General features: G+C 67.5%; 25 protein-coding genes. 15 read left to right on the forward strand and 10 right to left on the reverse strand.

Going from position 1 to position 26,130, the window contains the following annotated elements; genetic code table 11:
• The coding region (locus ABIC50_RS18100) for a zinc ribbon domain-containing protein (RefSeq protein ID WP_354165929.1) at nt 1–347 on the forward strand (347 nt) is incomplete at its 5' end.
• A 365-nt stretch (nt 348–712) separates the two neighbouring features.
• Here the strand turns inward: ABIC50_RS18100 and lysA are convergent.
• A complete protein-coding gene (gene lysA, locus ABIC50_RS18105; protein WP_354165931.1) occupies nt 713–1,951 on the reverse strand; it encodes a diaminopimelate decarboxylase in 1,239 nt (412 codons plus the stop codon).
• A 109-nt stretch (nt 1,952–2,060) separates the two neighbouring features.
• Here lysA and ABIC50_RS18110 point away from each other — a divergent pair, with 109 nt between their 5' ends.
• Both ABIC50_RS18110 and ABIC50_RS18115 read left to right on the forward strand, forming a co-directional pair.
• A complete protein-coding gene (locus tag ABIC50_RS18110) occupies nt 2,061–2,975 on the forward strand; it encodes a LysR family transcriptional regulator (protein WP_175707299.1) in 915 nt (304 codons plus the stop codon).
• Between the two features lie 75 nt (nt 2,976–3,050).
• The gene (locus ABIC50_RS18115; protein WP_354165934.1) at nt 3,051–3,650 is read left to right on the forward strand and encodes a GNAT family N-acetyltransferase; all 600 of its coding nucleotides are present in this window, start codon (nt 3,051–3,053) and stop codon (nt 3,648–3,650) included.
• A gap of 110 nt (nt 3,651–3,760) precedes the next feature.
• Here the strand turns inward: ABIC50_RS18115 and ABIC50_RS18120 are convergent, their stop codons facing one another.
• From ABIC50_RS18120 to ABIC50_RS18135, 4 genes are all read right to left on the reverse strand, one after another.
• Nucleotides 3,761–4,333, reverse strand: a complete 573-nt coding sequence (locus ABIC50_RS18120) for a DUF4142 domain-containing protein (RefSeq protein ID WP_011659229.1) — start codon at nt 4,331–4,333, stop codon at nt 3,761–3,763.
• 414 nt (nt 4,334–4,747) lie between these two features.
• Nucleotides 4,748–5,371, reverse strand: coding sequence for an HAD hydrolase-like protein (locus ABIC50_RS18125; RefSeq protein WP_354165936.1), 624 nt, complete (start codon nt 5,369–5,371; stop codon nt 4,748–4,750).
• Between the two features lie 102 nt (nt 5,372–5,473).
• On the reverse strand, nt 5,474–5,740 hold the full coding sequence (locus tag ABIC50_RS18130; RefSeq protein ID WP_012366508.1) for a Txe/YoeB family addiction module toxin: 267 nt from the start codon (nt 5,738–5,740) through the stop codon (nt 5,474–5,476).
• Complete coding sequence (locus ABIC50_RS18135) at nt 5,737–5,997, reverse strand: type II toxin-antitoxin system Phd/YefM family antitoxin (protein WP_012366507.1); 261 nt, start codon at nt 5,995–5,997, stop codon at nt 5,737–5,739. Before ABIC50_RS18135 ends, ABIC50_RS18130 begins: the two co-directional genes overlap by 4 nt.
• A gap of 151 nt (nt 5,998–6,148) precedes the next feature.
• Here ABIC50_RS18135 and ABIC50_RS18140 point away from each other — a divergent pair, with 151 nt between their 5' ends.
• Nucleotides 6,149–6,592, forward strand: coding sequence for a GNAT family N-acetyltransferase (locus ABIC50_RS18140; RefSeq protein ID WP_269018205.1), 444 nt, complete (start codon nt 6,149–6,151; stop codon nt 6,590–6,592).
• A gap of 55 nt (nt 6,593–6,647) precedes the next feature.
• Nucleotides 6,648–6,866: a DUF1653 domain-containing protein gene (locus tag ABIC50_RS18145; protein ID WP_011659226.1), complete on the forward strand. Its 219-nt coding sequence runs from the start codon at nt 6,648–6,650 to the stop codon at nt 6,864–6,866.
• A 109-nt stretch (nt 6,867–6,975) separates the two neighbouring features.
• On the opposite strand, the gene ABIC50_RS18150 is transcribed toward ABIC50_RS18145, so the two are convergent.
• Both ABIC50_RS18150 and ABIC50_RS18155 read right to left on the reverse strand, forming a co-directional pair.
• Complete coding sequence (locus ABIC50_RS18150; RefSeq protein WP_354165937.1) at nt 6,976–8,187, reverse strand: winged helix-turn-helix domain-containing protein; 1,212 nt, start codon at nt 8,185–8,187, stop codon at nt 6,976–6,978.
• Between the two features lie 347 nt (nt 8,188–8,534).
• Complete coding sequence (locus tag ABIC50_RS18155; protein ID WP_105830399.1) at nt 8,535–9,923, reverse strand: MFS transporter; 1,389 nt, start codon at nt 9,921–9,923, stop codon at nt 8,535–8,537.
• 319 nt (nt 9,924–10,242) lie between these two features.
• Between ABIC50_RS18155 and treA the strand changes: the two genes are divergently transcribed.
• Nucleotides 10,243–11,997: an alpha,alpha-trehalase TreA gene (gene treA / locus ABIC50_RS18160; protein ID WP_354165938.1), complete on the forward strand. Its 1,755-nt coding sequence runs from the start codon at nt 10,243–10,245 to the stop codon at nt 11,995–11,997.
• Nucleotides 11,998–12,090: 93 nt separating this feature from the next.
• Here the strand turns inward: treA and ABIC50_RS18165 are convergent, their stop codons facing one another.
• Both ABIC50_RS18165 and ABIC50_RS18170 read right to left on the reverse strand, forming a co-directional pair.
• Entirely contained in the window at nt 12,091–13,581 is a 1,491-nt protein-coding gene (locus tag ABIC50_RS18165; RefSeq protein ID WP_354165940.1) for a carbohydrate porin, read from the reverse strand.
• Nucleotides 13,582–13,691: 110 nt separating this feature from the next.
• Complete coding sequence (locus ABIC50_RS18170) at nt 13,692–13,976, reverse strand: hypothetical protein (RefSeq protein WP_354165942.1); 285 nt, start codon at nt 13,974–13,976, stop codon at nt 13,692–13,694.
• 1,062 nt (nt 13,977–15,038) lie between these two features.
• Here ABIC50_RS18170 and ABIC50_RS18175 point away from each other — a divergent pair.
• A complete protein-coding gene (locus ABIC50_RS18175) occupies nt 15,039–15,176 on the forward strand; it encodes a hypothetical protein (RefSeq protein ID WP_012366499.1) in 138 nt (45 codons plus the stop codon).
• A 101-nt stretch (nt 15,177–15,277) separates the two neighbouring features.
• A complete protein-coding gene (locus tag ABIC50_RS18180) occupies nt 15,278–16,924 on the forward strand; it encodes an NRAMP family divalent metal transporter (protein ID WP_354165945.1) in 1,647 nt (548 codons plus the stop codon).
• A gap of 78 nt (nt 16,925–17,002) precedes the next feature.
• Here ABIC50_RS18180 and ABIC50_RS18185 read toward each other — a convergent pair whose 3' ends face one another.
• Nucleotides 17,003–17,908 carry a helix-turn-helix transcriptional regulator gene (locus ABIC50_RS18185; RefSeq protein WP_354165947.1) on the reverse strand — a complete coding sequence of 302 codons (906 nt, stop codon included), beginning with the start codon at nt 17,906–17,908 and terminating at the stop codon, nt 17,003–17,005.
• A gap of 279 nt (nt 17,909–18,187) precedes the next feature.
• Here ABIC50_RS18185 and ABIC50_RS18190 point away from each other — a divergent pair, with 279 nt between their 5' ends.
• The 7 genes from ABIC50_RS18190 (at nt 18,188) to ABIC50_RS18220 (ending at nt 26,088) form a co-directional block, all read left to right on the forward strand.
• Complete coding sequence (locus ABIC50_RS18190; RefSeq protein WP_011659217.1) at nt 18,188–19,021, forward strand: helix-turn-helix transcriptional regulator; 834 nt, start codon at nt 18,188–18,190, stop codon at nt 19,019–19,021.
• Nucleotides 19,022–19,259: 238 nt separating this feature from the next.
• On the forward strand, nt 19,260–21,464 hold the full coding sequence (sctV, locus tag ABIC50_RS18195; RefSeq protein WP_354165949.1) for a type III secretion system export apparatus subunit SctV: 2,205 nt from the start codon (nt 19,260–19,262) through the stop codon (nt 21,462–21,464).
• Nucleotides 21,461–21,739 (forward strand): type III secretion system export apparatus subunit SctS, encoded by a 279-nt coding sequence (gene sctS / locus ABIC50_RS18200; protein WP_011659215.1) that lies wholly within the window; start codon nt 21,461–21,463, stop codon nt 21,737–21,739. Before sctV ends, sctS begins: the two co-directional genes overlap by 4 nt.
• Nucleotides 21,739–23,781 carry a type III secretion system outer membrane ring subunit SctC gene (gene sctC / locus ABIC50_RS18205; RefSeq protein ID WP_354165951.1) on the forward strand — a complete coding sequence of 681 codons (2,043 nt, stop codon included), beginning with the start codon at nt 21,739–21,741 and terminating at the stop codon, nt 23,779–23,781. The genes sctS and sctC overlap by 1 nt, the downstream gene beginning before the upstream one ends.
• The gene (sctD, locus tag ABIC50_RS18210) at nt 23,762–25,111 is read left to right on the forward strand and encodes a type III secretion system inner membrane ring subunit SctD (RefSeq protein WP_354165953.1); all 1,350 of its coding nucleotides are present in this window, start codon (nt 23,762–23,764) and stop codon (nt 25,109–25,111) included. The genes sctC and sctD overlap by 20 nt, the downstream gene beginning before the upstream one ends.
• Nucleotides 25,112–25,259: 148 nt before the next feature.
• The gene (locus tag ABIC50_RS18215; protein ID WP_041491501.1) at nt 25,260–25,481 is read left to right on the forward strand and encodes a hypothetical protein; all 222 of its coding nucleotides are present in this window, start codon (nt 25,260–25,262) and stop codon (nt 25,479–25,481) included.
• 124 nt (nt 25,482–25,605) lie between these two features.
• Entirely contained in the window at nt 25,606–26,088 is a 483-nt protein-coding gene (locus ABIC50_RS18220; RefSeq protein ID WP_126225730.1) for a hypothetical protein, read from the forward strand.
• The last annotated feature ends 42 nt before the right edge of the window (nt 26,089–26,130 follow it).

Raw genomic sequence — 26,130 nt, forward strand, 5'->3', positions numbered from 1 at the left:
TTGACTACATCGCGGTCGGTAACGTGTCGGCCGCCAAACTCGCCAGAACCAGGATGGCGAAAAGCGTCTACGACGCATCCTGGTCGTCCTTCCGAAACAAGCTCCGCTACAAGGCGATCGCGCACGGGGCCACGTTCGAGGAAGTCGACGAAAGCGGTTCTACCCAGTCCTGTTCGTCGTGCGGGTCGAAAGACAGCACGACGCGGCCGAAAGGTATCGCGGGACTGCGAATGAGAGAGTGGGCCTGCGATGGCTGTGGTGTCGTGCATGATCGTGATACCAACGCTGCGCTGAACATTCTCCGATGCGGACGTGCATCGCCAGGTGTGGGAATCACCTGCCTTTAGGCGGGTGAGGACGTCAAGAGTGCCCGTGCGGCTTGCGAGTGGGGTAGACCGGCTGCATCGTCGATGCGTATCCGGTGACGCAAATGCTGAACGACTGAGGGCAATCTTAGTTTTGTCAAAAAGGAAAGTGCTTCCAAAAATGCACGGACTTTCCACGCGGCGTGGAATGTTTTTCTCCGTGCATCGAACACGGTGCACGCGATCTGCTGCGGTTGCACGCGATGTGCAGCATCCGGTGCTACGGTGTGCTCGAACGGTTGCGCTGAGCACCACCGCCGAAAAGCAAAACGGCCACGCATGCCGGTAGCGGCAAGCGTGGCCGTTGGCGTCCGGTCGATCGAACGCGGCGCGAAGGCGCGTGCGTGTTACTCGAACGTTTCGAGCGCGAGCAGTTCGCCGATCGTTTGCCGGCGGCGGATCAGCCGCGGCGTGCCGCGATCGACCAGCACTTCCGGCGCGAGCGGCCGGCTGTTGTAGTTCGAGGACATCGATGCGCCGTACGCGCCCGCATCGTGCAGGAACAGCAGGTCGCCGATCTGCGGTTGCGCGAGCTTGCGGTGCGTGACCACGCCGCCCGCGTCCTGCGTGAACACGTCGCCGGATTCGCACAGCGGCCCCGCGATCGCGATGTCGACGAGCGGCCGGCCGGCCAGCAGCGTGCCGTCCGGCGCATGCACGGACACCGCGTGGTAGCTGCCGTACATCGACGGACGCATCAGGTCGTTGAAGCCCGCGTCGATCAGCACGAAGTCGTGCTTCGGCCGGTGGTTCACGGCCTGCACTTCGGTGACGAGCGTGCCGGCCTCGGCGACGAGGAAGCGGCCCGGCTCGATCTCGACGCGCACCGCATGGCCGAGATGCCGTTCGATCCGCTTGCGCGCGGCATCCCACTGGCTGAAGTAGTGGCCGACGTCCACGCGCGGCTCGCCGTCGCGATACGGAATCGACAGCCCGCCGCCCGCGGAGATCGCTTCGATGTCGTGGCCAAGCGACGTGACGAGGTCGACCATCGCGTCGCACACCTGCGACAGATGGCCATAGTCGACGCCCGAGCCGATATGCATGTGGATGCCGACCAGTTTCAGCCCGTACTGGCGCACGATCTCGATCGCGCGCGGCACGTCGTCGATCCAGATCCCGTGCTTGCTCTGCGGGCCGCCGGTATTGGTCTTGTTGCTGTGGCCGTGGCCGAAGCCGGGATTCACGCGCAGCCACACACGATGGCCGGGCGCATGCTCGCCGACGCGTGCCAGCATGTCGAGTGAGCCGGCGTTCACGGTCACGCCGTGCTTCAGCACGGCGGCGAGCGTCGGGCGGTCGATCAGGTCGGCCGTGAACACGACGCCTTCCGGATCGCCCGCAGGACTGAACCCGGCCGCGAGGCTGCGCTCGATCTCGCCGAGCGACACGGCGTCGACGCACACGCGTTCGTCGCGCATCAGCTTCAGGATATGCAGGTTCGAGTTCGCCTTCTGCGCGTAGCGGATCACGTCGAACTGACGCAGTTGGGCGATGCGGTCGCGGATGACGTCGGCGTCGTACACCCACAGCGGGGTGCCGTATTGCTGCGCGAGCGTCGCGAGCTGGCGGGAATCGAGAGACATGGCGGAGGAACCGGAGCGAATGAACGAACAGCCTGAATGATGCGCCTGTTCGTCTATCCAGTAAAATGCCTGATTATCGACATTCGATTCATTTCTGATATAGGCGGCCATGCTCACACACCGGCACATCGAGGTCTTCCGCGCGCTGATGGTCACCGGCAGCACGACGCGTGCGGCCGAGATGCTCTATACGTCGCAGCCCACGATCAGCCGCGAGCTCGCGCGGATGGAGCAGGTGGTCGGCTTCGCGCTGTTCGAGCGCTCGCATGGCCGGCTGCGGCCGACGATGGCCGCGCTCACGCTGTTCGACGACGTGCGGCTCGCGTATGTGGGGCTCGAGCGTGTCGCCGCGACGGCCGCGCGATTGCGCGAGTTTCGCGACGGGCAGCTGTCGGTGATCGCGCTGCCGGCGTTTTCGCATGCGATCCTGCCCGGCGCGTGCCGGCGCTTTCATGACGCGCATGCGGGCGTCAGCGTGTCGGTCGCGACGCAGGAGTCGCCGGTGCTCGAAGAGTGGCTGACCGCGCAGCGCTACGATCTCGGGCTGACCGAACACGACGTCGCGCCGGCCGGCACCGTGCTCACGCCGCTGCTTGAAGTCGACGAGGTGTGCGTGCTGCCCGATGGCCATCCGCTGCTCGCGCGGCGCGCGATCGATCTCGCGGATCTCGCCGATCGTCCGTTCGTGAGCCTGTCGCTGAACGACCCGTACCGGATCCTGATCGACGAGGCGTTCGCGCAGCTCGGCGTCGCGCCGCGTTCGGTGGTCGAGACGCCGTCGGCCGTGTCGGTGTGCGCGTTCGTGCGGCAGGGGCTCGGCGCCGCGATCGTCAATCCGCTGACCGCGCTCGATTTCGTCGGGCGCGACCTGCACGTGCGGCCGCTCACGCGCTCGTTTCCGTATCGCGTCAGCGTGATCGTGCCCGAGCACCGGCCGAAGAGCCTGCTCGTCGACGCGTTCGCCGATGCGCTGCGCGGCGAAGCGAAGGCGATTCGCGAACGGCTCGCCGCGCTGCCCGGCTGACGCCGGCCGTATGATGTGCGTTTCGCCGCGCACGGCGTCCTCCTCCTCGTCACCTTCACGGCAACGGAACCCGTCATGACCGACGCTTCGTCTCCTCTCGAACAACCCACGCTTATCGGCGAGCGCATCGTATTGCGGCCGCTCGACGCATCCGACCGGCAGGTGCTGCTGGACGCCGCGGCGGACGGCGAACTGTGGAATCTGAAGGTCACGGTCGTGCCGGGCGAGGACACGGTCGACGCCTATATCGACACCGCGCTGCAAGGCCGCGCGGCCGGCACGGTGATGCCGTTCGTGATCGTCGAGCGTGCGTCGGGTCGCGCGATCGGCAGCACGCGTTTCTGGAAGATCGACCGCAACAATCGCAAGCTCGAGATCGGCCATACGTGGCTGAGCGAATCGGCGCAGCGCACGCGCGCGAATACCGAAGCGAAATGGCTGTTGCTCGCGTACGCGTTCGACACGCTGCACTGCGTACGCGTGCAGTTCACGACCGACGAACTGAACGAGAAGTCACGCGCGGCGATTCTGCGGCTCGGCGCGAAGCAGGAAGGGATCGTGCGTCACGAACGGATCATGCCCGACGGCCGCAAGCGCAATTCGGTGCGCTTCAGCATCATCGACGATGAATGGCCCGAGGTGAGCGAGCGGTTGCGGGCGAAGCTCGCGACGTAACGCGAAGCGGGTGCCGCAGGCGTCGCGCCGCCGGAGAGGGGAACGGCGACGCGACGATCGGGAAGCGGAGGGCCGCGCGGGTTGCGCGGCGGGTTATCGCGTGACTGGCGTTACTGCGCCGATGCGAGGTGGTGACGCTGCGCGAGCTTCTGCGCTTCCGCGTAGTGCGCCTGCAGGATCGGCAGCGACTGGCGTGCGACTTCCTTCAGCTTCGTGTCGCGGCCCGATGCGATTTCGGCCTGGAATGCCGAGATCGTCTTCTGCTGGCCGGCGAGCGCGACCTGCTCGATGTACGCCTTGTCGAATTCCGCGCCGCGCAGCGTCTTGATGCTGTCCAGCACGGTCGTGTCGGGGTCGTTGGCCGGCACGTCGATGCCGCGCGGGCTGGCCGCGCGCATCGACTGGATGATCTTCGCATCCTCGGTCGACACGCGTTGCGCGAACGCCTTCACCTGGCTGTCCGACGTGCGCGAATCGGCGATGCGTGCGGCGTCGCGCTGCGTCGACACGGTTTTCGTGCCGTCCGTGATGAAGGTCTGGTCGGCTTCGTGGATGCGCGTTTGCGTGGCGGCGGTCGGTGCGGCCGGCGCCGGTTGAGCGGTTTGCGCGGTCGCCGTCACGGCGACGAGAAGCAGGCCAGCGGCAGATAATGCAAGGCGCGAGATTTGGGGAAAGCGGTTCATGGGACCTCCTGTCGATCGGGGCTCTGATTAATGGGCGGATCGCGTGATCCGCGGCTGTGCGAGAGACCGGGCGCGCCCGGGCCGGACTCGTTCGCCGCTCTGCCGCGGCGGCGTTCGAAGTGTTTCCCGGCCCGACTGATTCTAGGAGAGCGCTTCGGTAGCAGGTGCAACCGCGCTGTGGTTTGTGTAACGGTTGGTAAGACCAATCGAGGGGTGTGCGCGCGGACAGGTAGTGCGTACCTGCTGCGTGCATCGTGGCGGCAATTTTTGCGTGCGCGACGCGCATGCAATGGATGCGATGTGCGCACGTGTCATCGGCGTTTCATCGATCGGTGTTTCATCGTCTTGCGGGGAGGGGATCGGGTGGGTGCGTCGCGATGCGTCGAATCAGAGCGCGCCATTCGCACCACACCGTCAAACGCGATCGAGCAGTGCGTCGAGATGCGGCAGCAATGGCGTCGCGCAATGCGCCTGCAACGCGTCGGGGGCCGTGTAACCCCATGCGACGCCCTGGAATGCGATGCGCGCACGGCGCGCCGCTTCGGCATCGCGGATTTCATCGCCGACATACAGCACGTCGTCGGGCTGCATGCCGGCTTCGCGCACGAGCGCACGCAGCCGGCGCGCCTTGCCGAACAGCGGAATGCCGCAGGCGAACGTATCGACGCATCGGCTCGCGTGCGGGCCGAGCCGGTCGCGCACGATGTCCTCGGTGTTCGACGTCGCGATCGCGATGCGGATGCCGCGCGCGGCGAGCGCGTCGAAAGTTGTGTCGACGCCGGGGAACAGCTTCACGTGCGCGATGCGCGGCCGCATCAGCCGACGCATGTCGATCGTCACGCGCGGCACTTTCCACATCGGCACCTCGAGCGCGCGGATGATCTCGCGTGCCGACATGCCGCGCAGTGCGGGGCGCAACTCGGGCGTCGCGTCGCGAAAGCCGTGCATGCGCGACGCCTCCGTGAGCGCCGTGAGAAAGCAGTCGAGCGAATCGGCGAGGGTGCCGTCGAAGTCGAACGCGATGAGTCGATAGGGCATGAAGTGATGCGGCAGGTTCGTCGAGCCGCCGACGATATCACTGAATCGAGCTTCGTTGGCTGTGCGACGGGTCGCGCATGATGCGGGGTGGCGGCATTGACGCTACGCGTAGTGATAGCGGCAGGACACGATGCTGATCTGAAGATCGTCCGCTTCGTAGACGAGACGGTTCGTATCGTCGATGCGGCGTGACCAGAAACCGGACAGATTGGCCTTCAGTGGTTCGGGTTTGCCGATGCCTTCGAACGGCGTCCGTTGGGCTTCGCGAATGAGCTGGTTGATGCGCTTGAGCGTCTTGCGATCTTGCCCTTGCCAATAAACGTAGTCGTCCCACGCGTCGGAAGTGAAGAGCACGCGGCGTACGCTCATTCATCGTCCTCCGCCAGCTTGTGCTCTTTCGCCTTGCCCTTGCGCAATTGCGCAATCGAGCGTTCGAGGTGGGCGACGTTGGCCGGCGAGCGGAGCAGGTGAACCGTCTCCATCAGGCTGTCGTAGTATTCCTGCGACATGATGACGGCGTTCGGCGCGTCGCGACGTGTGATGAGCGTCACGTCCGCGTCGTCGACGACCTGGTCGATGACCGTCTTCAGATTGCCGCGGGCATCCGAAAAGTGAATCGTGCGCATGATTGACTCCACTTGTACTCTAAACTGTACAAGTATAGCATGGGTGAGTTTGTTGTACAGTGTGTTGTACGTGTTGAGCTCGGCCTAGCTTGTCGCCCACCCCGCGCCGCGCTATCTTTTCTGCTCCGCCCGACCCGACCGGAGAGCCGACGTGCCCGCAGCCCCATCCGCCACGCTGAGATTTTCCACTGACAAGCGCGAACTCGACATCGACGCGATCTTCGATTTCCTGCATCGCGACGCGTACTGGTCGCAGGGCATTCCGCGCGACGTCGTCGAGCGGGCGATCGACGGCTCGCTGTGCTTCGGCGCGTATGTCGGCGACCGGCTCGTCGGGTTTGCGCGGCTCGTGACCGATCACGCGACGTTTGCGTACCTCTGCGACGTATTCGTGTTGCCGGCCGAGCGCGGGAACGGCTACGGCCGCGCGCTGATCGATCACGTGTTCGCGCAGCCGATGGTGCAAGGCCTGCGCCGCATCATGCTCGCGACGACCGATGCGCACGAGCTGTACCGGCCGGTCGGGTTCGGACCGCCCGCGAATCCCGAGCGGCTGATGGAGATCCGCCGCCCCGACATCTACGCGAAGCGCTGACGCGCGGCGAGCGCATACAATATGCGCTTTCGTTTTTGCCGAAGGAAAGCAGATCATGACCGAACAGGAAGCCGAACAACTCGCCACGCATCGTCACTACAAGGGCGGGCTGTATCGCTATATCGGTGTCGCCCGTCATTCCGAAACCGAGGAATCGGTGGTCGTGTACGAGCATCTGTGGCCGCATGCGCGCGGCCTGTGGGTACGCCCGGAAACGATGTTCAACGAGAACCTGCCGGACGGCACCCCGCGTTTTCGCAAGCTGCGCGACTGAGCGGTAGGCGGCGGCTGGCAACGAGCGCGTCGCCGCACACGTGGAAGCGGCAAGCGGCAATCCCCACGCGCATCGCCGCCGCGCGCTGCCCAGCATGAATCCGCCAGCCTCAAGCGCCGGCCAGCGCCTTCGTCAATTCGGGCGGCGCGTGCGCGACCGTCACGTCCGGCGTGCCATGCCACGCCGCCAGCCGCTTCACGGCCTTCGCGACGTCGGCCGCCATTCCCGTACCGAACCGCACGCCCGGCTCGACATGCACGGCCTTCAACTCGAACGTGCCGAGCACGCGATGCGCTTTCGCGTCGACGCGTCCGATCAGCCGGCCGCGATGCAGCACGGGCAGGCAGAAATAGCCGTAACGCCGCTTGTGCGCCGGCGTATAGCACTCGATCGTGTAGTCGAACCCGAACAGCGTCGACGCACGCCGGCGGTCCCACACCACCGGATCGAACGGCGACAGCAGCGTCGTGACCGTCGAGCGCAGTGTGTCGGCCGCGGCGGCCGGCAGCAGCGCTTCGAGCGAGCGATGCACGTAGGCCGGCTCCTTCCAGCCGGCGATCTCCACCGGAATCAACTCGCCCGCGCCGGCGAGGTGCTCGAGCTCCGCGCGGTACGACCGGCGCGGCAGCCGGTAGTAATCGGCCACCCAGTCCGCGCGCACGACGCCGAGCGCGTGGCACGTGTAGTCGAGCAGCGCGGGCAGCACAGCGTCGCGCGGCGGCAGGTCGCGCCCATCGTCCCAGCCGGGCAGCACGCGCTCGCGCACGTCGTAGATGCGCTGGAAATTGCGGCGTTCGGACACCATCAGCTCGCCGGTCGTGAACAGCACTTCCAGATGTTTCTTCTCCGGCTTGCGGTCCCACCATCCGTTGCCCTTCACGCCGTCCTCGCGGATGAAATCCGCCGACCGCACCGGCCCTTCGTCGCGGATCCGCGCGAGCAGCCGTTCGATGTCGGCGCGGTTCTGTTCGTGCCATTCGGCCGCGTATTTCCAGCCCATCCCCGACGGATCGAGCATCTTGTAGCGCATCAGCCCGAATTGCTCGATCGGCAGGAAGCACGCTTCGTGCGACCAGTATTCGAACAGGCGCGCCTCGGCGAGATGTTCGTCGAGCCATTGCGGGGCGAAATCGCCGAGGCGGCTGAACAGCACGAGATACGGGCTGCGTGCGACGACGTGAATGGTATCGATCTGGAGCTGCGCCATCCGGCGGATCGTGTCGAGCACGTCGGCCTTGGTGGCCTTGCGGCGGGGCGGGGTCAGCAGGCCCTGCGCGGCGAGGTGCAGCGCGCGGGCGGCGGCAGGCGAAAGCGTAAGCATCGGAGCGGCGGCTGAGGGTGACGGTCGGGCACCACTTTAGCGCGAAAGCGGCGCACATGTGCGGCCCGCACGCGCGCGGCGTCTAACAATGCTTGACAGATGCGCGGCGCGACTTTCCCTATAGTGGGACATGGCGCGACGAATGATGCGCGCAACGATTCCGCTTCCGACGCACATATGTCCATGGCACGCAGGAAGCAGATCCGGGATTCTCAATCCCCAACGAGAGACCCGGAGCCCTGAGCGGACATCCATACGGCCACGCACCGGCCCCGTGTGGATGTCCGCTGATTTTTTTGGTTTTCCGGTTTTTCAGCCGCCTGCCCGTTCCCGCCCGCGTTGCCCGTTCATTGCCGCTTGCCGCGCGCGACTTCGTCGCCGGCGCCGGGCGGCAGCCGCCGCGTGATCGGAATCGACGCGAACGAACACAGCCCGACCACGACGAACGCGGGCCAGAAATCCGACCACACCATCGTCTGATGGCCCTGCAGCCAGTGCGACACGTGCAGCACGAGGCCGGCGACCGTCACGCCGAGCCCGAGCGACATCTGCTGCACGACGCTACCGAGGCTCGTCGCGCGGCCCGCGTCGGCCTGCGAGATATCCGCGTAAATCATCGAATTCAGGCTCGTGAACTGCAGCGCGGGGAAGATGCCGCCGACCAGCACGATCATCCAGATTGCCCAGGTGGGCATGCCCGGATGGAACACGCCGTATGCGGCGATCGCGAGCCCCGCGAACGCGGCGTTGTAGATCAGTACCGTGCGAAAGCCGAAGCGGCGCAGCGTATGGGTAGCCGTCGAGCGGCTCACCGCGCCGCCGAGCGCGGATGCGCACGTGATCAGCCCGGAGTGGAACGCGCTCATGCCGAGGCCTTCCTGCAGCGCGAGCGGCAGCAGGAACGGCACCGCGCCGAGGCCGATGCGGAACAGCGATCCGCCGACCACGCTCGCGTGATAAGTCGGAATCTTCAGGAAACTGAGGTCGAGCACCGGCCGCTCCTTGCGGCGCGCGTACGGCACGTAGAGCGCAAGCATCACCGCGCCGGCCGCGCACATCATGAGCGCGTTGCCGCGCGACGTGAGCGAGCCGTCGATCAGCGTGAGGCCCATCAGCAGCAGCGCGGCGCCACTCGCCGACAGCAGGAAGCCGAACCAGTCGAGCGGGCCCGGGTCGGGCTCGTGCGTGTTCGCGATGTGCTTGCTGGCGACGTAGATCCCGTAGATGCCGATCGGCACGTTGATGAAGAAGATCATCCGCCAGTGCAGGTAGGTCGTGATGAAGCCGCCGACGAGCGGCCCGAGCGTGGGCCCGAACAGCGCGGGAATCGCGAGGTAGTTCATCGCGCGCACGAGCTCGGAGCGCGGCACCGCGCGGAAGATGATGATCCGGCCGACCGGCACCATCATCGCGCCGCCGACGCCCTGCACGAAGCGCGCGAACGTGAGCACGCCGAGGGAGTTGGAGGCCGCGCACATCAGCGAGCCGACGACGAAGATGCCGATCGCGGTGCGGAATACGGAGCGCGCGCTGAAGCGGTCGGCGAGCCATCCGCAGATCGGGATGAAGACGCCGAGGCCGACCACGTAGGCCGTGATCGCAATGTTCAGTGTGACGGGATTGTGTCCGAAGTCCCTCGCCATCGCGGGGAGTGCGGTGACGATGATGTTCGCGTCGACGCTTTCCATGAACAACGCACAGGCAACGATGAGCGGTGCTAGAAAGACGGGCGACATGAGCAGGGCGCGCGGTAAAGACGCCATTATGCCCACAATGTGGTCGTTGCGTCACGTGAGGCAACGCCTGTTTCGCATGTTGCAACAGTCGTTCCTGTTACGGTGTGCGGCAAAAGAGACGACTGCGGCGCGTGACATCACCGACGACGCGCGGGCGCGGGCCCGCCCGCGAAACTTGCGTGCGATGCGCGTTTCGTGCGACAGTCGGAACTCATCTGCGACATACAACGACGCGCATCGATCGACGGCCATCGAGACGAGCGCACGCGCGAACGAGACCCCTGCCGATCCACTCATCATAGAAAGGAGGGGACACGTCATGACGTCACGTCGTGCCACATCGATCGCATCGCATCCTGCTTCGCACTCGCACTCGCACTCGCACTCGCACTCGCACTCGCACTCGCACTCGTATTCATTCGCGCCCGCACCGCGCATGCGCTGGGCCTCCGTCCTCGCCGTCGCGTACCTGGCCGTCGCCGGATGCGCGGCGCAAGCCGACAGCGCGAACCATGCGGCCACGCAGGCGGCTGTGCCGGCCTCGGCCGCGCTCGCGAATCCGGCGTCCGCCGGCACGCTGCTGCCGCCGCCGAGCCAGCTCTACGGCGACCTGTTCGTCGCGGTGCAGACCGCGCAGCTCTATCCCGACCAGAAGACCTTCGTCGATGCGACGCCCGATACCGATCCCGCGACCATCATGCAGTTGTATCAGCAACAGAAGTCGCAGCCGGGCTTCTCGCTGAAGGCGTTCGTCGACCAGCACTTCACGCCGCCGCCGGCAGGCGGCGTCACGCCGCCCGCGAACCAGACGCTGCGCCAGCACATCGACTGGCTGTGGCCGCAGCTCACGCGCACCAGCACGACGGTGCCGCCGTACAGCTCGCTGATCCCGATGCCGAAGCCGTACGTGGTGCCGGGCGGCCGCTTCCGCGAAGGCTACTACTGGGATACCTATTTCACGATGCTCGGGCTGCAGGTGTCGGGGCGCGAGGATCTCGTCGACGACATGCTCGACAACTTCGCGCATCTGATCGACACGATCGGCCACATCCCGAACGGCAACCGCACGTACTACGCGAGCCGCTCGCAGCCGCCGTTCTTCGCGTACATGGTCACGCTCGCCGCGCAGGCCGAAGGCGACAAGGTCTACCAGAAATACCTGCCGGCGCTGCGCAAGGAGTATGCGTACTGGATGCAGGGCGAAACCACGACGCCGCGCGGGCAGGCCGCGCGTCACGTGGTCGCGATGCCGGACGGCGCGGTGCTGAACCGCTACTGGGACGCGAGCGACACGCCGCGCGACGAGTCGTATCTCGAGGACGTGACGACCGCGAAGGCCGTACCCAATCGCCCCGCGAACGAGGTGTACCGCGACCTGCGCGCAGGCGCCGAAAGCGGCTGGGATTACAGCTCGCGCTGGTTCGGCGACGGCAAGACGCTCGCGACGATCCGCACGACGTCGATCGTGCCGGTCGACCTGAACAGCCTGATGTTCCATCTCGAGGCGACGATCGTGAAGGGCTGCGCGGTCACGCACGACATCGCGTGCGTCGCTGACTTTTCCGCACGGGCGGGCCGCCGCGCGGCCGCGATCAACCACTATCTGTGGAATCGTCACGGCTATTACGGCGACTACGACTGGCAGTTGCGCAAGCCGCGCGACGGCGTGACGGCCGCCGCGCTGTATCCGCTGTTCACGAGCGTCGCGTGGCCCGAGCGCGCGAAGGCGACCGCGCGCGAGGTGCGCAAGACGCTGCTGCAGCCGGGCGGCCTCGCGACGACGACCGTGAACACCGGCCAGCAGTGGGATGCGCCGAACGGCTGGGCGCCGCTCCAGTGGATCGCGATCGACGGGCTGCGCCGTTACGGCGACCCGACGCTCGCGAAGGACATCGGCACGCGCTTCCTGACCGACGTGAAGCATGTGTATGCGACGGAAGGCAAGCTCGTCGAGAAGTACGTGGTCGAGGGGACGGGCGCGGGCGGCGGCGGGGGCGGCGAATACCCGCTGCAGGACGGCTTCGGCTGGACCAACGGCGTCACGCTGAAACTGCTCGGGCTGTATGGCGAGTGACGGGGCGCGCGCGTCGCGCGCTGGCAGTTGAATGCACAACGGGCCGGCGCGCCGCGCAAGCGGCAGTCCGGCCCGTGTCGCATGCGCGGTGCGTCAGAACGTGATCGTCGTGCGCACGCCGACCACCGTTTCGTCGCCGATGCGCGCGCCGGCCGCGTTCGGGTTCGGGATGCCGCCGCCCGGCCGGAAGAAGTGCTGCAGGTCGGCCTGCAACTGCCACCACGGCGTGACCTGGTACTGGTAGGTCGCCTCGATCACCGTTTCCGCGCGGCGCACCGGATAGCCGGGCGTCGTGTAGACGCCGGTGTCGCCGTCGAGCGCACGCGCGTGCGAGCCGATCTTCGCGTAGCCGACCGCGATGCCGGCCGTATCGTTGTCGCGTCCGGCGAACGGCGCCTTCAGCGTGATGCCGGCATTCGCCGCGAAATCGACGACGTTGCGATCGCCCGGCGAGCCCATCACGCGCGCGAACACGCCGACCGAGCGCGGGCTGTCGGCCGACGGCCGCCACACCATCTGATCCGCGACCGCATAGAAGCCGTAGTTGCCGCGATGCGTGGCGGCGATCCCGTTGCTGTCGGGATTCGCGAGCGACAGCCCGTCGGTGCCGAAGCGCGGATCGTTCGCGTGCTGCGACTGATACCAGAAGCCGAGCTTGTACGTGCCCGGCAGGCCGGCCGGTTGCGGCGCCTTCGGATCGGCGGGCGGCGCGTTCAGCGCGTACTGGAGTTCGCCGATCACGAACGCGCCGCTGCGCAGGTTGAAGTTGGTGCCGTGCGCGTTCAGCGACTGTGCGTCGCCGTCGCTGCGGCCGGCCGGGTTGCCATCGAACACGCCGACCATCGCGGTCCACGCGTCGGCCGGTTTCACGCGCAGCCGCACGCCGAGCGACGACAGCGGATACGCGGGGCCGCCGGCCGGCAGGTCGGTCGCCGGCAGAACGGGCCAGCCGAACGTCGCGTTCATGAACGTCGCCGCGTACTGGCTCACCATGAACTCCTGGTCGACGCTCTGCTGGCCGACCTTCACGTCGGCCTTGCCGTCGAGAAACGCCTGCTGGTACCAGAGCTCCCACAGCCGCGTGGTCGAATTCGCCTCGATGCCGGTCGCGGTCCGCAGCGTCTGCAGGTAGCGCTGCGTGAGGTTGGTGCCGTGGATCTGCAGCCCCGACACGTTGAACGTGCCGCCCGGCAGCCCGATCGCCTTCTCCGTATCGACGTTGAAGCCGAATTGGGTGACGCCCTGGTACGCACCGCCGCGATTCGTGCCGCCCGCGGCGTTGTACAGGTATTCGCTGGTTTCCTGCAGGCTCAGCGTGACGCCGTGGTCGCCGAGCACGTCGCGCAGGCCGCCCATGTTGCCGAACAGGTTTGAACGGTCCCAGAAGCCGGTGGGGGCGGGCGCGGCGGCATCGGCGGGCTGCGCGGGGGCGGCGGCGGTGTCGCTGGCGCCGCCGCCGGCCGTCGACTCGGCAGCGGCGGGCGACGCCGATTGCGCGAATGCGGGCGCTGCGGCGAGCGACAGGAGAAGCGCCGTGAGCGCATCGAGTCGGCGCGTGCGCGCGGGTTCGAAACGATTCTTCATGTGTGCTCCGTATTCGAGTGCTGGGTCAGGCTGGACAGAGGGCGGCGTGAGGCGATCGCATACGCGCGGGCGGCACATGGGCACACGGCCGTGCAGCGCCGCGCTGCCGCTTACGGCAGCCAGCCGCCGATACGCCATGCCTGGGCGAAGCCGAGATGCGACGCGGCCGTGCAGAGCAGCACGACGAGCGCGACGGCGGCCGCCATCGCGGCCGCCAGCATGCAGTCGAGCGGGCGCGGCGGCGCCGGCCTATGCGCGAGCGCGCTGCCGCGCCAGTAGCCGAGCGCTTCGGCAAGCGCTTCGGCGAGCGCGTCGGCTAGCGGTGAAACCGACAGGCGATCGCACGTGATGTGCAGGCGCCGCTTGAGTTTCGCGGCGAGCGATTGAAAGAACATGGCGTACCTCCGTCCGGTCCGGAGCATACCGGACGACGTGATCGAGCGCAGGCACGACGCGGCCTGCGATCGGCGGTTGGAACGTAACGGAGCGTGCGACTGACGAACCGGCGAGGCCGGTCCGGGAGGAAGCGCGCTAACCCGACGAAGCGAGCTAGCGGCGAAGGACGTGCGTCCGGCTGCTATCTCGCGATGGCTTGGCCGGCCTGAGCCGGCATCGAACTACAACTAGAGCATGTGTCCACGGAGGGACTCCCTTGATGATCCGGAGCGGATTGTAGTCGCGCGTTTTGCTGCGGTGCAAGCAAAAAAACGTCGGCTTTGCGCACATCGCCACAGTGTCGCAGCGGCGGGTGCGGCCCGGCCGACGCGCGCTACAGCCGCCCGCCGCCCGCTTGCGGGCACTGTTGCTCGCACGCATCGGCGGCACGCGCCGGGCCGCGCGTTGAAAGGTTGCGGCGCGTCATTCCGGGCGCAAATCTTTCAGCGTCCCGGTGCCGGAAAAAATGTTCCTGGAACGGTGTTGCAGAGGGTTGACTTCCGTTTCGGCCGGTCCATAGAATCCGGCATCTTCACTCTTGGGGCCGCCGCCTTGGACGCCTGCAGTAGTCGATCTTCGAACGAAATTTCCGCCTGAGCGACCGACGTCCGCGCCTCATGAAGCCGCCGTTTGTCGCCAGGCAAACGGTGCGCGCAGCAGTATTTCGCAGTAACCCCCTACGTGCACCCTGATTCGCGCCGGTCAGCGTGATGCCTTTGCGCATGCGCGATCCGGATTCGCCGCCGCCTGGTGCGCGGCCGCGTTCGCGCATGCGTTTCGCATGCAGCCGAACCGCGGTCAGCGCGCCGGACGGCGGTCAACCGTGTTTTCCGGAACACCGCACAGGAGCCGCCATGAACGACAGTGACAGTTGTCCCTTATGCCCGTTGCGTCAACAGACCCTTTTGAACCCGGGTCGCAGGGACATGCGCCGACTAGCCTGACACCTCATTCAGGCCCCGGACTGGCCCCGCGCCCACCACGCGGCCGGCACGCATGCCGTCGCCGCCAGGAGCCAGACCATGAACTTCGGCCTTCTGCTGTCGAATCTTCCGCAAGTCACGCAATCCCGTTCGCACTACGACGCGATGCTGACGTTCGACGCCCGTCCTCGGGTGTTCTCCCGGTTGTTGAACCACCTCAAGTCGTTGTTCCACTGACGCACCGAGCGCGTCTCGGCATGCGCACGCGGGCCGTTCCGCGCGCGTATGCCAAGGCCACACGCTTGGCCGGATAAAAAACCAGCCGTACGGAATTCATCATGTCCACGCCATCCAACGTCTCTCCACCGATCGCCGTCGAGCGCAGCGCCGTGCTCGACGAAGCCCACCTGGGCGACATCCGCGGTGCCCTCGGCACGATCGCGCATCACGACACCGCCGCGCGGCGCACGTGGTGGGCGCGGCTGCGCACGCTGCTCGCGATCATCGGACCCGGCCTGATCGTGATGGTCGGCGACAACGACGCGGGCGCATTCGGCACCTACACGCAGGCCGGCCAGAACTACGGCACGACGCTGCTGTGGACGCTGCTGCTGCTGGTGCCGGTGCTGTACGTGAACCAGGAAATGGTGCTGCGCCTCGGCGCGGTCACGCGCGTCGGCCATGCGCGCCTGATCTTCGAGCGCTTCGGCCGGTTCTGGGGCGCGTTCAGCGTGATCGACCTGTTCCTGCTCAATGCGCTGACGATCGTCACCGAGTTCATCGGCATCACGTTCGTGCTGGCTTTCTTCGGGCTCCCGAAGGTTGCGGGCGTGTGCGTGGCGGCCGCGCTGACGATGGCCGCGGTGAGTACCGGCGACTTCCGGCGCTTCGAGCGGTTCGCGATCGTGCTGTGCGTGCTGAGCCTGCTGCTCGTGCCGGTGCTGGTGTCGATCCACCCGCCGGTGTCGCAGATGTCGCGCGACTTCTTCGTGCCGACCTGGCCCGCGCATGCGAAGCTGTCCGACGTGATGCTGCTCGTGATCGGCATCGTCGGCACGACGGTCGCGCCGTGGCAGCTGTTCTTCCAGCAGAGCTACGTGATCGACAAGCGCATCACGCCGCGCTTCATGAAGTACGAGAAGGTCGACCTGTGGATCGGCATCGCGTTCGTGCTGATCGGCGCGGTCGCGATGATCGGGTTCAGCGCCGCGCTGTTCGGCGGTCATCCGGAAGCCGGCAACTTCACCGACGCGGGCGGCGTGATCGCGGGCCTCGAGAAGTATGCGGGCCGCACCGGCGCGACGCTGTTCGCGGTCGCGCTGCTCGACGCGTGCATCATCGGCGCGGCGGCGGTGTCGCTGTCGACGGCATACGCGATCGGCGACGTGTTCAAGATCCGTCATTCGCTGCATCGCGGCGTGTCCGACGCGAAGGGCTTCTATCTCGTCTACTTCGGGATCGTCGCGGCCGCGGCCGCGCTCGTGCTGATCCCGGGCAGCCCGCTCGGCCTGTTGACCGAAGCGGTGCAGACGCTCGCGGGCGTGCTGCTGCCGAGCGCGACGGTGTTCCTGCTCGTGCTCTGCAACGATCGCCAGGTGCTCGGCCCGTGGGTCAACTCGACGAAGCTCAACGTGTTTACGGGCGCGGTGATCTGGGTGCTCGTGCTGCTGTCGATCATCCTGACCGCGTCGGTGATGTATCCGGACATCAGCGGCGAAGCGATCGTCGACGTGCTGGTGGGCGGCACGGTGCTCGCGATCGCCGGTTATCTCGCGACGGTGCTGATCCGCCGCAACAAGCGCGTGGTGGAACCGGTCATCGACCGTGCGGCGCGCGACACGTGGCGCATGCCGCCGCTCGACTCGCTCGAGCCGCAGAAGATGACGGTCGCGACGCGCGTGTGGATGGCCGTGCTGCGCGGCTATCTGGTGATCGCGGTCGGTCTCGTGATCGTCAAGGTCGTGCAGATGACGCTGATGAAGTAACGGCGCGCGTCATCCTCGCTTCAGGCACTGCACATGCCGGCCCGCGAGGCCGGCATGTTCGCATGGGTGCGCAGCGCGTCAGATCAGCTCGAGCTTCGATGTGAGGTATGTGAGCTGGATCCGGTTCGCGACGCCGAAGCGCTTGCGCAGCTTGCGCAGGTGATAGTCGACGTTGTGCGCGCTGGTGTCGAGGCGCCGGCCGATCTCCTTGTCGGATGCGCCTTCCGCGATACCCAGCAGCAGTTCCTGCTCGAACGGCGTGAGGCCGTTGACCGCGCGCTCGCGCGACGTCGCGATCAGTTGCGGCGACGCGAACTTGTGCACCGACAGCCCGATCGACAGCGCCTGCTCGATCGTCGCCGGCGTGATCCACTCGCGCGTGCGGCGCGGCGCGGTGAAGCTCATGAACGCGTGCAGCCGCGTGCCGGGCACGGCCATCGAATACATGATGCCGCTGCACATCCCGTCGTCCTGCATCGTCTGCAGGAAACCGTCGAGCGCGGCCGGCGTCACGCACGGGTCGCTGTCGCGTTCGCGATGTTCGCGGCGCAGCTGCTGCAGGTCCCACACGATCGGCATGTTGCATACGCGCGCGTCGAGCGTGCGTGGATCGATGTCGTGATGGTTGTGCCGCACGTAGTCGCCACGGTAGGTGTTCGGCGTGAACGCCTCGTGCAGGTAGAGACTTTCGACGCGCTCGCGCGAGAATTCGAGCGCGAAGTACGCGAACGTCGAGAAGCCCGTCAGGTGCAGCAGGCTCGCGACGATCCGGTTGCGTTCCGCCGTGCTCTGCGCGTTCGCGAGCGTATCGGCGACGCCGAGCTTCGGCGCATGCGGCTGCGTGATGTCGCCGCGCTTCAAGTCATCGCACCAGACGACCTGCACCGGTCGCTCTCTCGACGCGTCGGCGCAGGCGACCGTCCGGCGGGGCGAACGGGGCGCGGTTGGGGCGACCGCTTCTTCTTGCAATGCAATATCGGACATGAGCCATCCCTCGGAATCGACGCGCATCGCGTGGCGGCGGCCGTGTCGTGCACGGCGCTCGCGACGGTGCGATCGAGCATCTTTTGATATGCGCCGATCGTCATCCAGACGAAACGCGGGGGCATTGTACAAAAATGCCTGTGTGCGCGTAATATGCCGTAATACTAATGCGGACGAAAGGTTCATATCCGCACCCGTATAGAGACAACCAGAAAATCATAAAGAAAAGACCAGGTGGTGACGGGGCACGTTCACATATTGGGAAGGGGTGGGCTGCTCATGACATATGCTGACGACGCGCCACGCGTCGAGTGGTTTTCGCAAGCCGATATCGCGGCCGCTGCCGCTTATTCGAAAGAAATTCACGCATTCGAGCGCGACGTTTTTACCGGCATTCAAATCGCGCCCGGTAAATCCGACCTGAGTCTCGTCGACTTCGCCCAATGCCATGCGCGATTGCGGCAAATCGGTTTCAGCACGCTCGGTTACGGCGCCTACGAGATGATCGGGCGGCGCATCCTGTGCGCGCATCTGCTGCGCGACCTCGCGCCCGCGACGTTCATGCAGCCGTATATAGACGGCATGCTCTACGAGAGCGACCCGCGTTTCGCCGAGGTGCGGCAGAGCGGCTTTCCGGTCGCGTGGCGGCTCGACGAGATCGAGTCGGCCGCGCAGGGCAGCGGCGATCGCAAGGTGCTCGCGCTGGCCGGGCATTTGCGTGCGCACGCAATGAACAGCGGCGTGATCTTCAGCCTGTCGGCGCCGCGCCTCGACCTGCGTGTCGCGGTGAACGTCACGTCGGAAGCCCACGGCACCGAATGGATCGACGATCGCGTGATCGGCGGCGCACTGTCGGTGAGTCTCGCCGTGCATCGCATCGCGCTGCCGTTTCTCGAGGCGCGCATCGCGCGCATGCGCGGCTTCGCGCTCGGCGACGAGCAGCAGCAGGTGCTCGAGCGCCTCGTGCACGGGCTGTCCGACCAGGAGATCGCTAGCGCGTTGCGCACCTCGCTGCATAAGGTCGGTCACCATATCCGTTCACTCGAAAAGCTCTTCAACGTCCAGAACCGCGCGCAGCTCGCGTACCTCGCCGCGCGCCGTCTGGAGTCCTGACCCCTTCCGTGCGCGCGGCGCCCGCCGCGCGATGGAAGCGGTTCCGGCGACGGGCGCACGCATGCGCCACCGGGTTTCGTAGTCCGATCCGATCGTCGCCGGAAAACCGCCGCGACGCTACGAGGCGCGTCCCTTTTCACGCGGTTTCCCGTCGCTACACTCGTCCCATTCAACGGTCCGAGCGACGCGGGGCATGACGGCCCGCGCCCGCCGGCAACAACGACAGGACGACGGCACGATGGCAGAACCGAAGGCGCTCCCTCGCGACTGGCAGCGGATCTTTTCCGCCGGCCGCAGCGTGTCCGGGCGGCGCCTCGGGGCGTCGCCGCGCGCCGACCTGTTTCTCGCCGGCTTCATCGTGTCGGTGGTCGCGCTGTTCATCTTGCCGCTGCCGCAGGCCGCGCTCGACGGGATGATCTCGCTGAACCTCGCGGCAAGCGTCGTGCTGCTGACGGTGTCGACCTACGTGCCGTCGGCGGTCAGCTTTTCGTCGTTTCCCGCGCTGCTGCTGTTCACCACGCTGTTCCGGCTCGCGCTGAACATCGCGTCGTGCAAGCTGATCCTGCTGCACGCGAACGCGGGCGACGTGATCGACGCGTTCGGGCGGCTCGTGGTCGGCAACAACGTGGTGGTGGGCGGCGTGGTGTTCCTCGTGATCGCCGTCGTGCAGTTCATCGTGATTGCGAAGGGCTCCGAACGGGTGGCCGAAGTCGGCGCGCGCTTCTCGCTCGACGCGATGCCGGGCAAGCAGATGAGCATCGACGCGGACCTGCGCGCGGGCATCATCAGCGCCGACGAAGCGCGCGAGCGCCGCGAGAAGCTCGAGCAGGAATCGCAGATGCATGGCGCGATGGACGGCGCGATGAAGTTCGTGAAGGGCGACGCGATCGCCGGCCTCGTGATCGCGTTCATCAACATCGTCGCGGGGATCGCGGTCGGCACGCTGATGCACGGCATGGATATCGGCGAGGCGCTGCAGCGTTACGCGATCCTGACGGTCGGCGACGGGATGGCGTCGCAGATTCCGTCACTGCTGGTGTCGATCGCGGCCGGCATCGTGACGACGCGCGTCGCGACGCGCGACACGCGGCAGCGCCAGCTCGGCGAGCAATTGGGCGAGCAGCTCGGCGCGCATCCGCGTGCGCTGCTGATCGCGGCGCTCGTGCTCGCCGGCTTTCTCGTCGTACCCGGTTTCCCGAAATGGTCGTTCGCGCTGATCGCGCTCGGCCTCGGCGCGTTCGCTGTCACGCAGTTGAAGCGCAAGACGACCGCGCCGAGCTTCAACCTGATTCATATCGCCGGACGCATCGGCGCGACCGACGATGGCCAGCCCGCGAAGGTCTCGCATGCGGCGGGCGTCACGTCGCTGATCGCGGTGTCGCTGTCGGACGACCTGCGCACGACGCTGAATCTCGCGCAGCTGCAGACCGCGCTGTCGAGCGCGAAGGCGCGCGTCGACGCGGATATCGGCACGGTGTTTCCGCGCATCACGCTGAACGACGACGAGGGTGCGCCGGCCGGCACCTACCGGATCTATTTGCAGGACGTGCTCGCCGCGCATGGCGCGCTGAAGCCCGGCTGGCTGCTGTGGGACGGCGTCGCGCCGCTGCCCGAACGCGCGGAGCGCCAGCCGGCCGAGGCCTTCGGCCCGTTCGCGACCGCGCTGTGGATCAAGCCCGACGGCCCGGCACCGGACGGCAAGTGGCTGACGAGCGAAGGCGCGCTCGCCGCGCACGTCGAGCAGGTCGTGCGCCAGCACGCGGATGAGCTGCTCGGCATCCAGGAGACGCAGGCGCTCGTGCACCTGGTGCGCCGCGAGCACCCCGAACTGGTCGGCGAACTGACGCGGCTCGTGCCGCTGCAGCGCGTGACCGAGGTGCTGCGCCGGCTGCTCGCCGAACAGGTGCCGATCCGCAACCTGCGCGTGATCTTCGAGAGCCTGATCACATGGGCGCCGAACGAGCCGGACGACGTGATCGCGCTGGTCGAGCTGGTGCGCGTCGACCTGCGCCGGATGATCACCGATCGCCATGCGGGCGCGGCGCGCCAGCTGCGCGTCGTGCTGTTCGAGCAGAACCTGCAGGAGCGGATCGAGAGCGCGGTGATGCGCACCAAGCAAGGCAATTTCCTCGCGCTGTCGAGCGCGATCAAGCAGGACATCGGCGAGCAGGTGCGCGCGATCGTGCAGGCCGCGCAGGCGGCCGGCGCCGGCGGCCACGGCAACCCGCAAGGTGCGCCGCGGCTCGCGGTGATGGTCGCGCTCGGCGCGCGCCGCTACGTGAAGACGATCCTGCAGCCGGTGCTGCCCGACCTCGCGGTGCTGTCGTACCAGGAGGTCGAGGAAGACGTGCAGCTCCATACGGTCGGCTGGGTGAAGAACCCGCCCGACGACGGCACGCTCGGCGCGGGCGCCGGCGTGCGCGCGCCCGGAGTCGTGCAATGACGAGCTCGACGATCCTCGACCTGACGCGGCAGGCGCTGATGCTGGTGCTGCTGCTGTCGCTGCCGATCGTGCTGATCGCGACCGTCACCGGTCTCGTCGTCGCGATCCTGCAGGCGGTCACGCAGGTGCAGGACGCCAACATCGGCATCGCGGTGCGGCTGATCGCCGTGATGGTCGCGCTGGTGCTGCTGTCGGGCTGGCTTGGCAGCGAGGTGCTGCGCTTCGCGCAGCAGGCGCTTGAACGCATGTTCGTTTCTTCCTCAGGAGTGCTTTGATGCGTCAACGCGTCGCCCAGATCCGGTTTCAACCGCGCCGCCTGCAACGGGTTGCGCTCGCCATGTGCGCGACCGCGCTGCTCACGGCGTCGCTGTGCGTGACGATCGCGCAGCCGGCGCGCGCGGCCGACCTGCGCTGGCGCAACAAGCCGTTCACGATCGTCGCGAACGGCAAGAAGATCGGCGACTTCATTCGCGAGCTCGCGTCGTCGCAGGGCGTGACGGCCGTGGTCGATCCGAAGGTGGACGGCGTGATCAGCGGCCGCTTCTCGGGCACGCCGCAGCAGACGCTCGATACGATCTGCTCGACCTACGGGCTCACGTGGTACTACGACGGCTCGTTCCTGTACGTCGATCCGGCCGACCAGTCGCAGACGCAGATGATTCCGATCCCGCCGAACGCGGCCGGCGAGATCGGCCGCTCGCTGCAGGCGATGCAGATCCCCGACAAGCGCTACACGCTCGTGATCAACGATCGCGCGAACAGCGTGTACGTGGCCGGCCCGCGCCGCTATGTCGAGCTCGTGCGCCAGGCGGTCGGCTCGGTCGGCGATCCGTCGGCGAACGGCGCGCATGCGGACATCCGCGCGTTCCGGCTCAGGTACGGCTGGGCGTCCGATTTCACGATCAACCGCTCGGGCAAGGAAGTGACGGTGCCGGGCGTCGCGACGATCCTGCGCCGGCTGTTCGGCAAGGGCGGCGGCACGAACGAGCCGCCGTCGAGCACGCCGCTCGGGCAGGCCGCGCGCCAGGTGAAGCTCGGCTCGGGGCTGACGATCGCGGTGCCGCGGCTCGACTTCCCGGACATTTCCGGTGGCGCGCGCCAGGGCAGCTATGGCGGCGGCGACAGCGCGGCCGGCGGCTTCTCGCCGTTCTCGAACGCCGGCGGCGGCGACACGCTGCCGCAGATCGTCGCCGATCCGGCGATCAACGCGGTGATCGTGCGCGACCTGCCGGAGAACATGTACCGCTACCAGTCGCTGATCAACCAGCTCGACGAGCGGCCGCGCATCGTCGAGATCAACGTGACGATCATCGACATCAACGAGGATTCGCTCGACAGCCTCGGGATCGACTGGCGGCTGCACACGACGCATGGCGACGTGCAGATCGGCAACGGCCAGAATCCGCTGAACGGCAACACGCAGTACAACGGCGCCGGCAACCCGCCGCTGACGTTCGGCATCGGCACCTCCGAAACCGGGCAGACCGGCGCCTTCCTGCCGACCGGCATCGCGCTCACCGCATCGATCGGCGGCTCGCTGCGCAACTATCTGCTCACGCGCGTGAACGCGCTCGCGCAGAAAGGGCAGGCGCAGCTGCGCTCGAAGCCGAAGGTGCTCGCGCTCGACAACACCGAGGCGATTCTCGAGAACCTCACGCAGTTCTACGTGCAGGTGCAGGGCTACCAGGATTCGTCGCTGTACAGCGTGACGACCGGCACCAGCATCAAGGTGACGCCGATGATCGTCGACGAGGCGATCCGCAATGCGGCGGCCGTGTCGGGCAATCCGCAGAGCGTGATGATGTCGATCGACATCCAGGACGGCAACATCGTGCCGGGGCAGGCGGTGTCGAACGTGCCGGTGATCCAGCAGCGCAACATCGTCACCAAGACGATGATCGACGAAGGCAAGAGCCTGCTGATCGCGGGCTTCAACGACGACGAGGTGCGGCTGAACAAGAGCGGCGTGCCGTGGCTGTCGGACATTCCGCTGATCGGCAACCTGTTCAAGTACACCGACAAGTCGGGCAACCACATGGAGCGGTTCTATCTGCTGACGCCGCGCGTGGTGACGACCGCGTCGATGTACGCGCCGGACGGCTCGCCGGTGAACCCGGGCACGGGCGCGCCGGCCGATCCGAACGGCGCGTCGATGTATCGCCCGCCGGACAACGACATCGCGGTGCCGCTGACGCCCGCGCCGCTGCCCGGCACGAAGTTCGGCCCGCCCGCGCTGCCGCCGCCGCCGTCGGATTCGGCGTCGCGGCCCGTGGCGACGACCGCAGGAGCGCCTACCCATGTCGACGACCATCATTGAGCCGCACGGCGACGGCACGGTGCCCGGCGGCGCGGCGGGCGGGGCGTCCGCACTCGCGTCGCCGTGGAACCTGTGCTTTCTCAGCGGGCCGATGTACGGCCGCACGATGTCGCTCGCGCGCGGCGCGAACTGGGTCGGCACCGCGGCCGATTGCGAAGTGATCCTGCCCGATCGCGAGATCGGCGCGAAACAGGTGTGCCTGCAGGTCGGCGCGCTCGCGGTGACCGTGCAGAACCACGGCGGCGACGGCGGCGCGCCGGTGCTGTTCAACGACGAGCCGCTCGGCGCGGGCCGCCGCTCGATGACGCCGCAGGACGTCGTGACGGTCGGTTCCATCAAGCTTGGTATCGCACGTCATGCGCAGGCCAGTGTCGCGGTGCCCGACGAGGCCGACGCGCCGGACGCCGCGCGCGAGGCCGCGTGGCTCGGCTGGCTCACCGGCGGCCTGCGCCGCCTCGGCAGCCGGCGGCTCGTGATCGCGCTCGTCGCGCTGTGGATCGGCGTGCTGCTCGGCGCGCTCGGCTATGGGTTCGTCGCGTGGTCGGGGCGCCTGCCGTGGCAGCACGAATCGGTGCTCGCGCGCACGCACCGGCTGCAGCAGCAACTGCATGCGTATCCGGAACTCGCCGTCGCGCCGCGCGACGACGGCGTGATCGTGTCGGGCTACGTGAGCGATGCAGCCGCGCGCGAGCGCGTCGCGCAGATCGTCGCGGGCGTCGACAACGCGGCGCTCGGCAACATCTATGTGGTGAGCGATCTCGTCGCGACCGCGCAGACGTATTTCAGCGACACGGCGCTGACGGTCACCTATCTCGGCCGCGGCCGGATCGAATTGACGGGGGCGGCCGAGCGCGCGCAGATCGAGCCGCGCATCCGCAACTACATGAAGGACGCGCGCCCGGCGCTGGAGGTGGTCGACCACGTGCGCGACGCCGATGCCGCCGCGCCGCGCACCGCGACGACGCTCGGCGGTGTCGCCGGGATTCCTGAGATCACGACCGTGTTCGCGGGCGACGGCGACCAGCGTTATATCGAGACCGTCGACGGCAGCCGCTACTTCGAAGGCGCGCGGCTGAAGGAAGGGCCGACGGTCGTGTCGATCGGCCCGGACGAAGTGGTGTTCGAGCGCAACGGCCAGCGCATCACGATGCCGCTCGGCGGTTCGTCCGCGAGCGCGCCCGCGCAGGCGCCGGCGCCGCCCGTGCCGCCGCTCGCGAGCGGTGCGGCGGCCGGGGTCGCGCAGCCGGTGCCGGGGCCGACGCTGTTGCCGGCTGCGCCGGCAGGCGCGTCCGTCGCGGCCGCCGGCGCATCGAAGGGGGCGGCGCACTAGCGCCGCGACGGGACATGACAGGCGCATCGCGTTTCGCGCGGTGCGCGCAGGACGCGACACGCCGCGCACGAGCGGCGCGTCACGGTGCCGGCGGGGCATGGGGCCGCGCCGGAAAGCAGGTGATGTTCTTCACGTAAAGGAGCGAATCATGGGTGCCTCGGCAGCGGGTAATACGGGTGGTGCAACCAACACGCAGCAAGTCCAGCAACAGGCGGACGACCTGACCAAGACGCAGCTCGAACTGACGAAGATCAACTTCCAGGTTCAGCAGTCGACCGCGACGTTCGAAACCAGCAACGCAGTGACCGCGCAGGAAGGGACGGCGAACGCCCAGGTTGCGCAACACCTGAGTTCCGCCGGCCGCGCATGACGCCGGTCGCCGGCCGTGCCGCGCGACGCCACATGCCGGGGCCGCCCGTGACGGGCGCCCGGTGGGGCGGGTGTGCGTGCCGGCCGGCTTATTGCCGGCTCTGCCGGTCAAGGAGGACACGATCATGTCGGTAACAGGCGTAGGCGCGGCGCCGCCGGGCGCGGCCGCGCTCGCGGGCGCCGTGCAGCAGGCGGGCACGGCGTCCGATCCGGCGCAGGTGCGCCAGTTCGATGCGTTGATGCAGCCGGGTGCGGCCGCGGCGTCGCCGTCGGCATCGGGCGTCGCGATGTCGCGCGTGTCGGCCGATGCGGCGCCGGCGGTGCAGATGACGCCCGCGACGCCCGCGCAGGCGAACCATTCGTCGCTCGTCGAGCGGTTGCGCACGTACGGCAACGATCTCGACACACGGTACGCGAACATCGACAAGCATCGCACCGAGATGCTGACGTCGATGGCGGACAACCGCAGCGATCCGCTGATGACGATGGTGCAGGCGATGGATTTCCAGTGGACGGCGACTACCACGATTTCCGAATACCAGTTGAGCCTGTCGGTCGCGCAGGCGGCGAACGGCTTCACGCACACGGTGCTGAAGACGCAGGAGTGACCGGGATCCGTTCCTGCTCATGACGGGCTTGCGCCGGCCGCC

It is taken from the genome of Burkholderia sp. 567 (assembly GCF_040545115.1).
GTDB lineage: Bacteria > Pseudomonadota > Gammaproteobacteria > Burkholderiales > Burkholderiaceae > Burkholderia > Burkholderia ambifaria.

Excerpts from the sequence above, each read along its gene's own strand:
- lysA (WP_354165931.1), bottom strand. The coding sequence starts at position 1,951 with ATGTCTCTCGATTCCCGCCAGCTCGCGACGCTCGCGCAGCAATACGGC.
- ABIC50_RS18110 (WP_175707299.1), top strand. The coding sequence starts at position 2,061 with ATGCTCACACACCGGCACATCGAGGTCTTCCGCGCGCTGATGGTCACC.
- ABIC50_RS18115 (WP_354165934.1), top strand. The coding sequence starts at position 3,051 with ATGACCGACGCTTCGTCTCCTCTCGAACAACCCACGCTTATCGGCGAG.
- ABIC50_RS18120 (WP_011659229.1), bottom strand. The coding sequence starts at position 4,333 with ATGAACCGCTTTCCCCAAATCTCGCGCCTTGCATTATCTGCCGCTGGC.
- ABIC50_RS18125 (WP_354165936.1), bottom strand. The coding sequence starts at position 5,371 with ATGCCCTATCGACTCATCGCGTTCGACTTCGACGGCACCCTCGCCGAT.
- ABIC50_RS18130 (WP_012366508.1), bottom strand. The coding sequence starts at position 5,740 with ATGAGCGTACGCCGCGTGCTCTTCACTTCCGACGCGTGGGACGACTAC.
- ABIC50_RS18135 (WP_012366507.1), bottom strand. The coding sequence starts at position 5,997 with ATGCGCACGATTCACTTTTCGGATGCCCGCGGCAATCTGAAGACGGTC.
- ABIC50_RS18145 (WP_011659226.1), top strand. The coding sequence starts at position 6,648 with ATGACCGAACAGGAAGCCGAACAACTCGCCACGCATCGTCACTACAAG.
- ABIC50_RS18150 (WP_354165937.1), bottom strand. The coding sequence starts at position 8,187 with ATGCTTACGCTTTCGCCTGCCGCCGCCCGCGCGCTGCACCTCGCCGCG.
- ABIC50_RS18155 (WP_105830399.1), bottom strand. The coding sequence starts at position 9,923 with ATGTCGCCCGTCTTTCTAGCACCGCTCATCGTTGCCTGTGCGTTGTTC.
- treA (WP_354165938.1), top strand. The coding sequence starts at position 10,243 with ATGACGTCACGTCGTGCCACATCGATCGCATCGCATCCTGCTTCGCAC.
- ABIC50_RS18165 (WP_354165940.1), bottom strand. The coding sequence starts at position 13,581 with ATGAAGAATCGTTTCGAACCCGCGCGCACGCGCCGACTCGATGCGCTC.
- ABIC50_RS18170 (WP_354165942.1), bottom strand. The coding sequence starts at position 13,976 with ATGTTCTTTCAATCGCTCGCCGCGAAACTCAAGCGGCGCCTGCACATC.
- ABIC50_RS18175 (WP_012366499.1), top strand. The coding sequence starts at position 15,039 with ATGAACTTCGGCCTTCTGCTGTCGAATCTTCCGCAAGTCACGCAATCC.
- ABIC50_RS18180 (WP_354165945.1), top strand. The coding sequence starts at position 15,278 with ATGTCCACGCCATCCAACGTCTCTCCACCGATCGCCGTCGAGCGCAGC.
- ABIC50_RS18185 (WP_354165947.1), bottom strand. The coding sequence starts at position 17,908 with ATGTCCGATATTGCATTGCAAGAAGAAGCGGTCGCCCCAACCGCGCCC.
- ABIC50_RS18190 (WP_011659217.1), top strand. The coding sequence starts at position 18,188 with ATGACATATGCTGACGACGCGCCACGCGTCGAGTGGTTTTCGCAAGCC.
- sctV (WP_354165949.1), top strand. The coding sequence starts at position 19,260 with ATGGCAGAACCGAAGGCGCTCCCTCGCGACTGGCAGCGGATCTTTTCC.
- sctS (WP_011659215.1), top strand. The coding sequence starts at position 21,461 with ATGACGAGCTCGACGATCCTCGACCTGACGCGGCAGGCGCTGATGCTG.
- sctC (WP_354165951.1), top strand. The coding sequence starts at position 21,739 with ATGCGTCAACGCGTCGCCCAGATCCGGTTTCAACCGCGCCGCCTGCAA.
- sctD (WP_354165953.1), top strand. The coding sequence starts at position 23,762 with ATGTCGACGACCATCATTGAGCCGCACGGCGACGGCACGGTGCCCGGC.
- ABIC50_RS18215 (WP_041491501.1), top strand. The coding sequence starts at position 25,260 with ATGGGTGCCTCGGCAGCGGGTAATACGGGTGGTGCAACCAACACGCAG.
- ABIC50_RS18220 (WP_126225730.1), top strand. The coding sequence starts at position 25,606 with ATGTCGGTAACAGGCGTAGGCGCGGCGCCGCCGGGCGCGGCCGCGCTC.